This window comes from Peribacillus sp. Bi96, assembly GCF_918698115.1.
Lineage (GTDB): Bacteria > Bacillota > Bacilli > Bacillales > DSM-1321 > Peribacillus.
The window spans coordinates 1-14,279 of the sequence record NZ_CAKKLV010000017.1 but is presented as its reverse complement, the minus strand read 5'-3'; the positions used below and the strand labels follow the sequence as shown (position 1 = coordinate 14,279).

Sequence of the window (14,279 nt, the reverse complement as noted above, 5' to 3'; positions counted from 1 at the left end):
TAACTATTTACTTAATGCACCCTTTAGTTTACCTAAATTATCTTGCATTACTTGAATATAATCAGCGCCTTTTTTTTGATTTTCTTCACTTAATCCTTCCAAGGTATTAAGTACTTGAGTTTCCGCCCCTATTTCATCTGCTAGAGTTTTTGCTACTTTTGGGGATGCTACTTCTTCAAAGAAAATAGTTTTTATATTATGGTCTAATGCAAAATTCTTCAATTCTGAAAGCTTAGCAGGACTTGGTTCGTTTTCAGTAGACAAGCCGGCAATTGCTACTTGTTTAAGACCATATTCATTTGCTAAGTATCCAAAAGCTGCATGTTGAGTAATAATTTCTTTACTTGAAACATCTGCAAGTGTAGATCTAAATTCTTTATCTAGGTCCTTTAGTTCTTCTATATAAGCCACACTATTTTTTTCATACTCTTCCTTATGATTTGGATCAACCTTTATTAATGCATCCTTAATATTCTCAACTTCTTTTTGTGCAAGTGCAGGGCTTAACCAAACGTGTGGATCCTTTTCATGACTATGTGCTTGCTCTTCTTCCTCTGCATGTTCATGCTCTTCACCTTCCATTAGAGTGATTCCTTCGCTCGCTTTAACAAAAGTAGACTTTTTAGAATCTAAACTCTCTTCGATATCAGGCACCCATGTCTCCATATACTCACTGTCATAGACGAATAAGTCTGCATTTTGTATATTACCTACATCCTTTGGTGAAGGTTCCCAATCATGAGGCTCTATGGAAGAAGGAATTAATAATTCTACCTCAGCGAGATCGCCAACAACATTTTTTGTAAACTCATACATTGGATAAAAAGTAGTGACTATTTGAATCTTATCAGTATCCTTCTTTATTTGATTTTCCGCCCTCTCATTACCATCCCCTTGTTGACATCCGACAAGCATAAGTGGGATTGCAAATACAGGAGCTACCATTCTGTTAAACTTTTTCATAAAATTACCCTCCGATATATATTCACTCTTTTTTAGCATTTGTAGTATATCGTAATTATTACGATTTGTAAATTGGAATGATTACGATTTGAATACACATTCCCCCAGTACTGGTAATTGAATTCTTTTTCTATCTTTTTAATTCAGATACATGCTACTAACCTTAACAAAGTTGTAGCTAAAAATACAAATACATCCTTTGATAGCCAATACTAAGAATCCTTTTTGAAAAAAATAATTAAAACGGATTCTTTTCTTAACAATCATTATCGCAAAAGGATAACCAATGCCCAGGTTTCAAGGTTTAATAATGACTGGCTGCCTAAGGTATCCTTTCAGGCCTTTTACAGATAAGTTCATTACTATTGAAGTATAAGAGATTCAAAAGCATTCCTTTTGAAAATTTCTCACGAAGCTTATCAGGCAATTGATTGGTTATAGTATGGGTGTTGGTTTGGAATAAAGTTTGTTTAAAAAATTTCCGTAAACGCTGATTTAGCTGCAAACAAAAATACTCGTTTTGATTAGAGTTTGATCAAAACGAGCTTTTTCTATAGATGAGTTATTTTTTATAAAAAAGATTGATCATTTTGATTTTAATTCACAACAATATGCCAACTTACATTCTTTCTTAATTTAGGCTTATCTCATACATAATTAATTAGCCATTAAAAAGAAAAAGAACCCTATAAAAAGATTATCCTCTATAAGAGTAAAATATTAAATTCAACAAACCCTTCCAAAAGTCATATATGAAAATTTTGAAAGACTCCTTTATATTTACCCAACAAATATTTTTCGTCGATCATATGCAAAAATGGTCATCGTCACACCTAAGATAGCACAAATCATATACATAAATGAGTATGAGGAAAAATCAGCTATCGGCCCCATAATGACACCACCTAGCGAAACACCTAAATCAGCCATAGCAATAAATAAACCAAGTAACACATTTCGATTTACCTTAGGCAATACAAAGGTTAAATACGTTGTTAACGTTGGATAGATAATTGCCTGAGCTATCCCCATTAAAATCGCACCTGCATAGAAAAAGAAAGCCCCACCCGTTATAGATACGCTTACACATTGCGCCGCTATTGCTAAAAGAAGCATAGCCCCCATGATAAAAGATGAATGCCACTTACCGTCTGAAGGAATCCTTTTCCTTAAAGTAAAACGAGCAAAGACAACGGTACCAGCCTGAAGCATGAGATAAATTCCAGCATTGCCGTTTTTTAATTGCATAGCGTACAGTGGTAGGAAGGTTGTAATCGCTCCAAATACAATGGAGGTAACTAACATCAATACGCTGCATTTAAACAGAAACGGATTTTTTACCAACTGACTAAATGCCTTAAACATACTTACTCCTTGCTCATTTTTAACTGAAGCAGGTTGATCCTTTCCTTTTTCCATTTTGGCACTATAGCCAAACACCCCTGTAGTGATGGCAATTGCTATCATCACTACTGTAAAATAATCCATACCTCCTTGCCAAATTCCTAATGCCAGTATAGGTCCAATAATACCTGGTATATAAGAGAATAAAGAATAAAGTGAGATGCCCTGAGAGCGATCCTTCTCTGGTAGTGCATCAATAATGCCTATCTGCAATGCCATGGAAAAAAAAGCTGTCGACACCCCTTGTAACATACGGGCAACTAGATAGCCGCCTAACCCAGTAATCGTATATAATATTAAAGCAAAACCATTGACTATAAGAATAATGCGCAACACTTTTATCGGTCCATGCTTTTGAATAATTTGACCTGCCCACGGACGAAAGAACATGGTTGTAAATAAATACGCCCCTATAATCAAGCCGATAGTAGTATTGCTGGCTCCTAATGATTCCCCTTGTAAGGGGATAATAACATTTAGAATGGCATTGGCACTAAAATAAAGAAGAACCAACAGATATAAACGCAGAAACGGCCAAGACATAGCTCCACTCACAATTTTTTCTCCTCCTAGTTCGAAAATAATCTAAAAAGTTATTAATTTGTCCAATAATTTTCTAGCATATTCTGACTGAACGTTTTTTAATTGTTCGATTTTAATTACTTCTTCAATTTGACCATTTCTAAAAATAATGACCCTGTCGCAAATATAGGCGGCGGCCTGAATATCATGAGTAATAAATACATAGCTCATATTGTAGAGGTTTTTTAATTCCTTAAGTAATTCAAGCACTTGTATTTGAACTGATACATCTAAAGAACTGATTGCTTCATCTAATAAAATACATTTTGGTTCTGTGGAAATGGCCCTTGCAATACATACCCTTTGAACCTCTCCCCCTGATAATTCATGAGGATATCTTTTTCTGTAGGACGGATTTAACCCAACTTGATTCAATAGATTATCAATCCTGTTTTGAATTTCTATTTTGAGCTTGCTCTTAATTTTTAATGGCTCCATAATGGCTTCCTCAACTGTAAAAAATGGGTTAATGGAAGATTTATAGTCTTGAAAAACAGCGCTAATGTTACCCGATCTCACTCTTCTATCCCCTACATTTTCACCCTGAAATAAAACGGTTCCCCGATCTGGCTTTTCAATTCCTATTAGTAAACGACCTAAGGTGGATTTCCCGCTCCCACTTTCTCCGATAATACCGAGACATTCGCCACTTCCACATTCAAAACTAATATTGTTCAAAATCTTTTGTCTTTTGTTTGAAATGAGTCCACCACTTTTATAAGACTTCTCCACACTATCAACCTTTAGCAATTTTAAGCTCTCCCCATTATTTTCTTAAAATGATTACTCAACGCTAGTCTAGTAGATACTAAATATTTGGTATAGTCATGTTCCGGTTCTGAAAATATAGTTTTTGATTTTTCTCTTTCAATAATTTCTCCATCCTTCATGACCATAACTTCATCAGCAATTGCTCTAACAACTCCCAAGTCATGGGAAACAAAGATCATAGAGCAGCCCATTCTTTCCCGTATTTTTATAAATTGCTCAACGACTTCAAATTGTGAAATAGTATCTAAAGCTGTTGTTGGTTCATCAGCAATAATAATGTCTGGTTCTAATACTAATGCTAACGCAATCATTATTCGCTGCAACATTCCACCCGATAGCTGGTGTGGATATTTATTCATAATCTCTATCGGATTTTTCAGCATGACACTTTCCATAGCATTTTTCATTTTTTCTTCGATTTCTTTATTACTCCAACCGAAATGTTCAACAAGCGTTTCCTTTAAATGAACCCCAATTACACAGGAAGGGTCAAATGCACTCATCCCATTTTGTAGAATCATGCAAAGTTTTCTTCCCCTTCTCTTTCTCATCTCCTTTTCTGAAAGTTCGTTTAAGTTTTCGCCTTTAAATAAAATGTCTCCTGATTGGTGAAGCCAGGATTTATTTAATCGCATTATTGACCTACAAGTCAGAGACTTACCGCTTCCGCTTTCTCCTACAATTGCCAGACAGCTTCTTTGCTTTAAATGGAATGAACTATTATAGATAATCACTTTACCGGAGCTACTATCCCATATTCTCAGATTTCTAACTTCTAATATATTCATAGATTATTTTGCCACCTCTTTTGAAGCTTAATTTTAGAGATTGTTAACTCTTCTTGAAGCTTATTTTTTGAGGTAATTAATTTAGGGTCTATGGCAACTTGAAGTGCATCAGAGAAAAAGTTAAATGCAGATACTACCATAATAATGGCTAGTCCAGGAGCTAACATTAATTCTGGTCTTGTAAACATTACTTCCCTTGCCTCATTTAACATCATTCCCCATTCAGCATTTGGGGCTTGAATTCCTAACCCTAGGAATGAAAAGCCTGATACTTGCAAAATCATCGAACCAATTGAGCTGCTCGAAATCACTGCGATATCAGAAAATGTAACAGGAACCATGTGCTTATAAATAATTTTCACGTCACTAATACCTGATGCTTTGGCAAATTTCACATATTCTTTTTCAGCAAACTGCATAACAGACGTTCTGATTATTCGAGCAAACCATGCCCATTTAATCAAGGTAAACGCAATCAATATATTTTCAAGCCCCACACCTAAAATACCAACAACAGCTAATGCCATTACATATCCTGGAAAAGATAGCATCGTGTCACAAATTCTCATAACAGTGGCATCTACTTTTCCTCTAAAGTAGCCTGCTAGAAATCCTAAAACCGCTCCAATCAAGACAGATATGAATAATGCAACTAAAACCCATAAAACACTGGGACGAATGCCATAAATAATTCTGGATAAAATACATCGTCCTAAGTGATCATTACCTAATAGGTAATCCCATGATGAAGAAGCATAACGAAGGCTCATATTTACTTCTTCAGGGTCATGTGGAGCAAATATAGGGGCGAAAATGCCAACAACGATTGTTACAACGATAACTATGAGAGAAATTGTGCCTAACCTATCTTTTATTAAATTTTCAAATAGTCTCATTTATATTTCATTCCTTAATTTAGGATTCATCACAGCGTTTATAATGTCGGAAATGGTATTAAATAATACAAAGGCCACTGCTAAAATAAGTACATACGCTTGTATAATCGGGAAATCCCGGCCTAGAATAGCTCGAACACTTAAACTTCCTAATCCTGGCCAAGCAAATACATTTTCTATAACGACTGTACTTCCCAATATAATAGGTATAGCCATACAAAATATCGAAATGGCCACTTGCAATGAATTTCTTAAGATGTGCATGGTGACTTTCCTCTCTGTTAAGCCACATGCCCTTCCATACAGTACATAGTCTTCATTTAAATTACTCAACATCGAACTTCTAACGACCCTAAAATAAATGCCTGCATAGCTTATCGCAATGACAATAACCGGTAGAATATAACTTTTATACGACTCCATTCCGCTTGTTGGCAATAAATCCACTTTTACGGAAAAATACCAAATCATAAGAGTCGCCATCCAGTATGACGGCATTGCCGTTAGGAAAAATGAAAATCCCCTTACTGACTTATCCATAATTTCCCCCTCTTTCATCGCACAGATCACACCTAAAAGTATCGATAGAACAATAATGACAACAGATGAAACCAACGTTAGTTTTAACGTATTTAGAAAAGCAGGACCAATTAACGACCAAACCGGTTTTCCTGTCACGTAGGAAACCCCAAAGTCCAACTGTAAGCAAGCAATAACCCAATCGAAGTATCGTATAATAAATGGTTTATCCATCCCCAACTCATCTTTCGTTTGAGCAATTAATTCATCTGTTATTGTTGGAACACCTTGCGCTTGCAATACCACTTCAACTGGATCTAAGGGAGAAAGATTAATTAAAATAAACGTTAAAAATGAAATGACCAAAAGTAAAGGGATTGATATGAATAGTCTCTTAATGATGTAACTTCCCATAGAAAATCTCCTTTTAATAGAAATTTAAAAAACCACACTTACTTCTGCAATATAATACTTAGAAGGTTACTCTTCACATAAATAAAAAGGGGAATCTTCCCCTTTTTATTTATATTTCTATTCAAAGTTCATCAGTTCGAATGGTAACTCAAATTGCGTTTGCTTAAATGATATGCCTTTTAAATTTTTTGGGGCAACTACAGTGACACTGCCATTTGAAATGGGAATAAAGACTGCTTCATCATGTACAATCGTCAAAATATCCGCATATAATGATTTTCGTGTTTTCTCATCAGGTGACACCATTACTTCATCAATCTTCTTGTAGAGTTCATCTGAGTTTGCAATACCGCTTGTAGTATGTAAATAAGATGCCTCAGAAGTAAAAGCAGAGATTGTACTTTGTGGATCATACGCAAGTCCCCATGTTTGATTGAATAATAGATCATAGTCACCCGTCGATCTTCTATTAGCAATTGAAGTTGACTCTTCACCGATAATTTCTAGCTGAATACCGATCTCTTTTACTGAAGCTTGGATAAACTCAGCCTGGGTTTTTTGGGAGGAAGAATTGCTATCATAATAAAGTTTCATTGCTAATTTTTTGCCGTCTTTTGTTCTAACATCAGAACCATCTTTTGCTGCCCATCCTGATTCTTCTAAAATCTCTTTCGCTTCTTCTAAATCATAGCCTCTTTTCTTCAAATCAACATCTGCATAATTGACGTTAGGTGAGAATAGTGTATTGGCTACTGTTTCCGTACCATTTAAAATATCCTTACTAATGGTTTCTCTATCAATCGAGTGCCAAATGGCTTCACGAACAGCTGTTTCACTTACTGGATTATCAGATTTACTGCTATTTGCTACAATCATTTTCGTATTCATTGGTTCACTTCTAACCAACTGATAATCACCTGAATCAACTAATTGATTCATTGCCTCTACATCAAGACTGTCTGCACCGCGGTCATCAGTAAAAACAAAGTTTACTTCTCCTTTTTGTAAAGCTAAAAATGTCGTTTCCCCTGCTGGAAGAACTTTAGAAGTAATCTTCTTAATTTCAGGTGAGCCACCCCAGTAGTTTTCATTCGCTTTAAAAGTGGCGTACTCATCAGTTTTATGTTTAGTGAGAATATATGGTCCTGTACCATTAAATCCATTTACGCCATCTTTAGTTCCCCCATTTTTAAAATCTTTGGGTGATAAAAATACGTAAGGTCTGGTCATAGATAATTCAACCAAAGTTGGGTAGTATGCTTCTGATAGCACAAGTTCAACTGTATAAGCATCTACTATATTTACACTTTCTATTTTTGTAGATAGTTTAATCCAAGAATGCTTTTCTGCATTGTTTTGTACAGCCTCTATGTTTTTCTTTACTGCTTCTGCATTAAATGGTTCCCCATCATGGAATTTTACATCTTCTCTTAAATGAAACGTGTATACTTTTCCATCTTTAGAAATTTCCCATGATTCAGCAAGTAATGGCTTAATTCCATCTTCCGTATTCTCAACTAATGATTCATACACCATGCCTTGAGCTGGCATTGAACCTCCGTACAAATGAGGATTCATATCATTAATATCTTTGGCTGATGCATAAACTAATTCTGTCTTCTTTTTGTTATTCGTTGAAACGGTTTTAGCATCATTTCCGTCACTGCATCCTACTAGTACAAATAAATACATAAGCATAGTTAAGAAAACAAACATTTTTCTTTTTTTCACTTTATTTTCCTCCAAAAGTATATATAAAAAGCTACATAACTGAAAAAATTCCACTTGCCAAGTAAAAATACAGATGGCAAGTTGCCCTTAGCTATTCCTGCAGATACAAACCTTAGTCTAAGTTCTACAGTGTTTTTGTTTTTAAACTTTTTCCTATCTCATTGCATATCATATTCAAATCTTCATCAAAGCTTTGAACAACAAATGCATTAGATAGCAATTCACCTTCATGGGATTGAGCCACTTTTTCAATTTTATTCTCATATGTTTTAATGAATTTATCTATTGTTGGACAATTTACATTTAAATATTTTGCAATTCCTTGAATTATTTTTATACGATAATAGTCTTCTTTAGGCATCCTAGGGATATCCAAATATCCTTCCCTATTGACGAACATTTTTCTAATAGGAACAGCAGAAAAATCAAAATATTTCCCATTCTTATCTGGTTCAGAAAAAGGATCAATCAACAGTGCGGTATAACGTATATATAATAAATATTCTTGATGGATAGCTTCTAAATGATTAAAATCCTCTATATCATGACGTGATAAACTTTCCAATCTCACGGGATAATTATCATCTGTCATAAATTTAAGTAGATTTAAATTTTTTATATTTAAATTCCCTAAGATATTCATGATTTCTTTCCATTGAGCCAGCATATCCCTAATTAAATATTGTGTAATGGGCCCCTCAGGATAAAGTTTATAAACATATTTCTTGCTTTCTAAGTCACCAAATATTGCACTTAGTGTGAAATCATTCATAAACAACGGTGGGTGAACATATAAAGAAATATTTCTCGTTTCTGCTTCTATTGGAGATTTCATATTTTCAAGAGTAATACCTAATTGTTCATATAACTTACATAGTCCCTCGACATTTTTAGATGGATAATGTGTAGAGCCTATATGAATTTTTTTCTTGACTGCTGTTGTTAAAACATGATTAGAAGGTTTATCGTGCATCCATCGTGTATCACCGTAATATGTAGAAAAACTGATAATTTCCGCATCTGAATTAAGCTGGTTCATATAATTATTGATTAAGCTATTGGAACCGAAAGTCGGAGAAATTAATACAATACACCTTACTTGTTTTAATTTCTCATTATTAATTTGTTTTAATACTTCTATATAAGCATCCGTTGTTACAGCAAGAATAATAGTATCCCATTCACCCTTAATTGTTCCATAACCCCTAAAAACTTGATCAATGAAGCATTCACCCTGCATAGTTCGATGCTTTTCATTTTGAACGCTTACACGAACTAAATGATTACTTTCCTTAAGTGCCTCAAAAAAATTTTCTGAACGAACAGATTCTCTCCCAACAATTCCTACGTAGCAATTCAATTGGTTTTTTAGATTCATAGCTAGTTGGATAGATGTTGGGCCAGTGCCTAATAGTAGGACTCGCTTAAAATCATTCATAAAGGCCTCCTTTTCTTACAATTTAGTAAGCTATGCTTTTTTATACAATGCGATATCAAACACATGATCTGGACGCAATATTTCTTCAACCATCTTCCACTTCTGCCCATCAACCTCTCTTGATGGAAAATTAAATAAGGACTTCAAATGATTACCATATCTCATAGCAACAACTACATTTTCATTCGTTAATGTATGTAATTGATCCAATATGTAATATTTATTTTCAACAGTTGAACTAAAAATGATATGAGTCACGTTTTTCGTAAAATCAAGATTTTCCACTAATATTTTTTCTAATCTAATATTTAATCCATTTCCTAATTTCTCTACTACGTTTCGTCCAAGTTGAATAGCCTCATCATCAATATCTATGCCAACAACCTCTGCTCCTGTTCGCTTAGCGATTAATAATGGCGTCATTGGAAATGAACCTGATCCTACTAACAATACTTTTGACTCCGAAGTAATTTGAAAACTGCCAAATTCTTTTTCAATACATGATTCTATATTTTTAAAGTAGTCTGCCTTTTCACTATTTCCATCCAGTAGCTTGATTGCACGAAATTTCTCCATAATAGCAACACAAAGTGCCGATTTTCTTCTTAGGTTCATCACAAGTTGATTCAAATCACTAGATTCTTGTAGTTCTAGTTGTTTCCAAACTTCTTTATTCCTCTCGTTTGTTATGAATTTTGAATAATAATCTATTAAACTCTCTAACTCTGAACAATTATTGATTGTATGATTATAACTTCCTGCTAATCCATCAAATTTTTCTGAAAACTCACTTAAATATTCTTGAAAAGTTATTAATGCATTCATTAATTTTCCCCCAGTACAATGTTATAACTAACCATCTATAAAAGCTTTGCCTTGTGCTACTATTTGAACCGACCCTTCAATCATAAGGCTTGTTAAATCTTCTCCATGACAAGTAGCAAATACTTTAATATCGCCACCGGGTTGCCTTATATTTTTAACAATCTCTCCTTTATTCTTCCAAGCTAGATAGGCTCCTAAGGAGGCTGTACCGGAACCACACCCCCTTTCCCATATCATACTATCTAAATGTGGGACATAAATGAGGGGAGCCATTTCCTCAGATTTCGATTTATACAATAAAACGCCGATCAAGTTGGTACCTAAAGTTACTCCAAGCAACTTTGCTAAAGATTGCGCTTTTTCCCTTACTGTTTTACTAAATTCCTCCACTTCTATCACAATGTGTATAAATTCATGGTATCTCACTATAATCATATTCAAATCGTTGCCATCATACTTTATTGTTCTCTGTTCTATCTTTTTAGGAATAGGCATAGTAACCAGACAGTGATATTCACCTAAATTTCTTTTCATTTGACATGTTATTAATTTATCTGTGCCTGAAGCTTCTAATATTATCTCCGCCAAATCATTATGCTTTAGTCCTTTTTCAGATGCTACAAAAGCTGCCAGTGCCATACAAGCATTACCACAAAACTCACCTCCAGCCATTTGTAACTTTGCAGCAGCTTTATTATTTATCGGCTTTTCTATAAATCCAACTTGTTCTGCATGCACGCTGTCGTATGACATGATTTTCGAAGCAATGTGCTTATACTCTTCAACTAGAAAATTAGTTTTAACGAGAATTGTCATATTTTGTGTTGGATTAAATTTTATAAAATCTATTTCCTGGATCATCTCAACTACCCTCTACACTTATATTTTTGGGTTTTCCTTTCTTCATAAAGTATTATTCACCGCAAATAGTAATGATTACGATTTATAATCGCAAAATGAATTATAGCATAATGTTGGAAAGTGTCAATATTTGGTCTGTTTTTTTTACACTAGTGCCGATTGAGAAGTGTCGTAATTTTCAATTTTATCTCTTTCTATGTTTATCGCTTTGGATTTTATTCGCCATTACATATCGGTGCAGCACGACGATTTATTAGAAATGGGAAGCCAGGCCACAGATATAAGGAGTTAGTCGGGGTATTCTTAGATACTGTTGGTAATATAAAATCCTATTTGCAAATCTGAACAAAAGTAACAAAATGAACCAATCTAGGAATTTATCATGAGGGTTCAACAGCAAAAGGATGGCTTTTCCGTTGAACAAAACTGGGATTTCATTACACAGTACCTTATGGTCGTCAATATATGGGGGATTTCTTTAAAGCACAGAAGGAAAAGATGAGTGGGCATTACAGAAATTAGTAGGAATGTACTTTATAGATATTGATTTTTATCTTATTATTTGATATTGTGAGTTTTATCAAATTATAAATAGTAATAATTACGATTTAAAAAACAAATACAGGATATACGATTTTATGTTTAAGTTATGGGAATCTATCGACTATTTTCTTTTTTAATAAGATTTATTTTCATATTCAATGATTAATCGAAATGTGATGGATATAAGAGAATAAATGATAGGACACTTCATTTTTGCTTTCTCCCTCCCTAACTTATCGATTGTTAAATTTTTGTATAAAAATATTAAGCAGGATTAGTAACAAATTGAACTTGGGGGCCGCACTATGTTAAGATCCATTTACACCATAGCTTTACTAACATTTATTTTTTTATGTACTTTAGGCTGTACAGTTAAGGATAACTCTAAAGAAGAAGATAATATACACGATCAAAGTGTTGGTACAATAAATACAACTTCTAACCCAAAGGAAAATGAACCTAATATTAACACGGTTCAACAAGAGGCTATTAAAGTCTCTGCAAATCCTCAAAGCATTCCCGTATTAGTAAATAAGTTAAATCCACTTCCTGATAAATACAGACCTGATGACCTTTATTATCCAAATGTACCGTTTATTTTCAAGGAAAAAATCGAAAAACGAATGATGCGCAAAGAGGCCGGGGAAGCCTTGGAAAAACTATTTCTTAAGGCCGAAGAAGACGATATTAAATTAGCCGGCGTATCGGCATTTCGTTCACAGGAAACGCAAGAAGCTATTTTTAATAATTATGTAGAAAGGGATGGGCTTGAAAAGGCTAAAACTTATAGTGCATATCCAGGAACCAGTGAACACCAAACAGGCTTGGCTATTGATGTAAGTGGCATTAATGGCACTTGTGCTGCTGAGGAATGTTTTGGTCAAACTAAAGAGGCTGATTGGTTAGCTAAACATGCAAGTGAGTTTGGATTTATCATTCGTTACCCAGAAGGTAAGCAAGAAATTACAGGCTATAAATATGAGGCTTGGCATATTCGTTATGTAGGTATAGAGATAGCAAAAGACATTCAAGCTCAAGGGGTGACACTCGAAGAATACTATAATGTTCAGCCCGTTTCTAAGTAATATTAAGCCAACTAAGCCAACGACATCTAAAATGCGATGTATCATATTTTAGATGTCGTTGGCTTAACTTTTATATACTGATTACCAAGGTTAATCCCTTCTGCTATGCCTTCGAGCAAACTGTTATTATGAGATACTTAAAGGCATCACAGAACCAATAGTTTTTTTGCATAAGGATGTTTAACATAAATTTCAATTAAATCTTGATTTGTTTTTTTCGTTTCTATTTCATTCAATTCATCTTCACTTTTTATAAATGCTTGGGAAATACTCATCTACAATTTCATCCATTACTGAATAAAAAATGTACATAACTCCTTTATTAATTCATCTGCCCTGTCACCTCTTCAACTTCTTTTAGAAAGTCTAAAAAATGATCTAATTCCTCTTTGATATGCTTTATTGAAAAGCTCTACCCATACGGTTTAGATTGATCTAAAAATGCCTGAACTTGGCTCTCTCCTTTTGCCACATCCAGACCAACAACTGGATTCATTATTTTTCTCTCCTCTACTTACTAACCAGTACCCCTTAGTCATCCATGCGGTGTCATAGCTTCGCTTGTTATACGAGATCTAAGTCCCAACCAGCCTCAAACATGTTTCTACAAGTAGGGGCGGACAGTTTAGTTCACGGGATCAAGTCCCACGCACCCGTACGTCCTACCCTGGCTACTGATATAATAGATTCTATTAAAAAATGGTCAACCAGTAATTTTTTTACTGTTCGACCTTATAATACGAAAGCACCCGTTAGCCATCCATGAAGCGCAAAAATCAGCGCTTCACCACAGAGAATGAAAATTGGTCTCTATGTCGATAATGTTTTAATGGCTGGCGAAGAAGGTCGTTGAACTATGGTGTCTTTGAGCCCATCCGTTAATCTGACTCCGACGACCATGGTGTACCACCGACTGTCGCGCCCTTTATGGGTAGCACTCATGGGAGATTTATCCTTTTTTTTGGTCGTCACTCTAGCCTCTACTTAATTTTCTATAATTGGAGGTTTCTGTTTAACGATTTATCAAACTCAATCAGATCACTCATAAGGCTCAGCCTTTTTAAAAAAAGTAATTTTCTAGGTCTATTTTTGTATGCTCTTTTTTGGTTTTAAGAATATTTTAATTTTTATGGGAGTTCATTAAATCGAGTAGGAGGAGGCGCCTAGCCTCCGACCTCTCACACCACCGTACGTACCGTTCGGTATACGGCGGTTCAGTTTAAGTCTGACGTAGTTTTGTATATCGTTCATATAGATTTACTAACCCTTGGTGGAGCCAATAAACATTATTAAGCGTTTTGTCTAGAATAGGACTATGCGCTATGCGCCAATAACCCTTTCTGCTATTTCCCCATTCATATGCTTTTCCAAATGGGACGCCTAATCCTTTGAGTTTCCTCACTCTCGTTCTTGGCAATTTCCATTGTTTCCATAGGCACATCCTGAGTCTTCTTCGAAT

Annotated in this window: 12 protein-coding genes and 2 pseudogenes; 1 reads left to right on the top strand and 13 read right to left on the bottom strand. The window is 34.7% G+C overall.

Annotated elements, in window-relative coordinates:
• Positions 1 to 3: 3 nt before the first annotated feature.
• The 10 genes from LQ203_RS18810 to LQ203_RS18765 all read right to left on the bottom strand — a co-directional run bounded on the left by LQ203_RS18810 (position 4) and on the right by LQ203_RS18765 (position 11,192).
• A complete protein-coding gene (locus LQ203_RS18810) occupies positions 4 to 963 on the bottom strand; it encodes a metal ABC transporter substrate-binding protein (protein ID WP_230160215.1) in 960 nt (319 codons plus the stop codon).
• Between the two features lie 780 nt (positions 964 to 1,743).
• On the bottom strand, positions 1,744 to 2,922 hold the full coding sequence (locus tag LQ203_RS18805) for an MFS transporter (protein WP_230160213.1): 1,179 nt from the start codon (positions 2,920 to 2,922) through the stop codon (positions 1,744 to 1,746).
• Positions 2,923 to 2,952: 30 nt separating this feature from the next.
• Positions 2,953 to 3,699, bottom strand: a complete 747-nt coding sequence (locus tag LQ203_RS18800; RefSeq protein ID WP_214795859.1) for an ABC transporter ATP-binding protein — start codon at positions 3,697 to 3,699, stop codon at positions 2,953 to 2,955.
• A 2-nt stretch (positions 3,700 to 3,701) separates the two neighbouring features.
• Positions 3,702 to 4,508 (bottom strand): ABC transporter ATP-binding protein, encoded by an 807-nt coding sequence (locus tag LQ203_RS18795; RefSeq protein ID WP_230160211.1) that lies wholly within the window; start codon positions 4,506 to 4,508, stop codon positions 3,702 to 3,704.
• Positions 4,505 to 5,404, bottom strand: a complete 900-nt coding sequence (gene opp1C / locus LQ203_RS18790; RefSeq protein ID WP_214795855.1) for a nickel/cobalt ABC transporter permease — start codon at positions 5,402 to 5,404, stop codon at positions 4,505 to 4,507. The genes LQ203_RS18795 and opp1C overlap by 4 nt, the downstream gene beginning before the upstream one ends.
• The gene (gene opp1B, locus LQ203_RS18785) at positions 5,405 to 6,337 is read right to left on the bottom strand and encodes a nickel/cobalt ABC transporter permease (RefSeq protein WP_230160209.1); all 933 of its coding nucleotides are present in this window, start codon (positions 6,335 to 6,337) and stop codon (positions 5,405 to 5,407) included.
• A gap of 117 nt (positions 6,338 to 6,454) precedes the next feature.
• Positions 6,455 to 8,053, bottom strand: coding sequence for a nickel ABC transporter substrate-binding protein (gene nikA / locus LQ203_RS18780; RefSeq protein ID WP_230160408.1), 1,599 nt, complete (start codon positions 8,051 to 8,053; stop codon positions 6,455 to 6,457).
• Between the two features lie 139 nt (positions 8,054 to 8,192).
• Entirely contained in the window at positions 8,193 to 9,506 is a 1,314-nt protein-coding gene (locus LQ203_RS18775) for an opine metallophore biosynthesis dehydrogenase (protein WP_230160207.1), read from the bottom strand.
• Between the two features lie 30 nt (positions 9,507 to 9,536).
• Complete coding sequence (locus LQ203_RS18770) at positions 9,537 to 10,331, bottom strand: class I SAM-dependent methyltransferase (RefSeq protein WP_230160205.1); 795 nt, start codon at positions 10,329 to 10,331, stop codon at positions 9,537 to 9,539.
• A gap of 27 nt (positions 10,332 to 10,358) precedes the next feature.
• Complete coding sequence (locus LQ203_RS18765) at positions 10,359 to 11,192, bottom strand: diaminopimelate epimerase (protein ID WP_230160203.1); 834 nt, start codon at positions 11,190 to 11,192, stop codon at positions 10,359 to 10,361.
• 848 nt (positions 11,193 to 12,040) lie between these two features.
• Here LQ203_RS18765 and LQ203_RS18760 point away from each other — a divergent pair.
• Positions 12,041 to 12,820, top strand: a complete 780-nt coding sequence (locus tag LQ203_RS18760; protein ID WP_230160201.1) for a M15 family metallopeptidase — start codon at positions 12,041 to 12,043, stop codon at positions 12,818 to 12,820.
• A gap of 146 nt (positions 12,821 to 12,966) precedes the next feature.
• On the opposite strand, the gene LQ203_RS27560 is transcribed toward LQ203_RS18760, so the two are convergent.
• The 3 genes and pseudogenes from LQ203_RS27560 to LQ203_RS18750 all read right to left on the bottom strand — a co-directional run.
• A complete protein-coding gene (locus LQ203_RS27560; protein WP_290370617.1) occupies positions 12,967 to 13,095 on the bottom strand; it encodes a hypothetical protein in 129 nt (42 codons plus the stop codon).
• A 59-nt stretch (positions 13,096 to 13,154) separates the two neighbouring features.
• Positions 13,155 to 13,316 (bottom strand): annotated as a pseudogene (locus tag LQ203_RS18755) (IS110 family transposase); the annotation flags it as partial.
• 723 nt (positions 13,317 to 14,039) lie between these two features.
• Positions 14,040 to 14,279 (bottom strand): annotated as a pseudogene (locus LQ203_RS18750) (group II intron reverse transcriptase/maturase); the annotation flags it as partial.

Excerpts from the sequence above, each read along its gene's own strand:
- LQ203_RS18810 (WP_230160215.1), bottom strand. The coding sequence starts at position 963 with ATGAAAAAGTTTAACAGAATGGTAGCTCCTGTATTTGCAATCCCACTT.
- LQ203_RS18795 (WP_230160211.1), bottom strand. The coding sequence starts at position 4,508 with ATGAATATATTAGAAGTTAGAAATCTGAGAATATGGGATAGTAGCTCC.
- opp1C (WP_214795855.1), bottom strand. The coding sequence starts at position 5,404 with ATGAGACTATTTGAAAATTTAATAAAAGATAGGTTAGGCACAATTTCT.
- opp1B (WP_230160209.1), bottom strand. The coding sequence starts at position 6,337 with ATGGGAAGTTACATCATTAAGAGACTATTCATATCAATCCCTTTACTT.
- nikA (WP_230160408.1), bottom strand. The coding sequence starts at position 8,053 with ATGTTTGTTTTCTTAACTATGCTTATGTATTTATTTGTACTAGTAGGA.
- LQ203_RS18775 (WP_230160207.1), bottom strand. The coding sequence starts at position 9,506 with ATGAATGATTTTAAGCGAGTCCTACTATTAGGCACTGGCCCAACATCT.
- LQ203_RS18770 (WP_230160205.1), bottom strand. The coding sequence starts at position 10,331 with ATGAATGCATTAATAACTTTTCAAGAATATTTAAGTGAGTTTTCAGAA.
- LQ203_RS18765 (WP_230160203.1), bottom strand. The coding sequence starts at position 11,192 with ATGATCCAGGAAATAGATTTTATAAAATTTAATCCAACACAAAATATG.
- LQ203_RS18760 (WP_230160201.1), top strand. The coding sequence starts at position 12,041 with ATGTTAAGATCCATTTACACCATAGCTTTACTAACATTTATTTTTTTA.
- LQ203_RS27560 (WP_290370617.1), bottom strand. The coding sequence starts at position 13,095 with ATGAGTATTTCCCAAGCATTTATAAAAAGTGAAGATGAATTGAATGAA.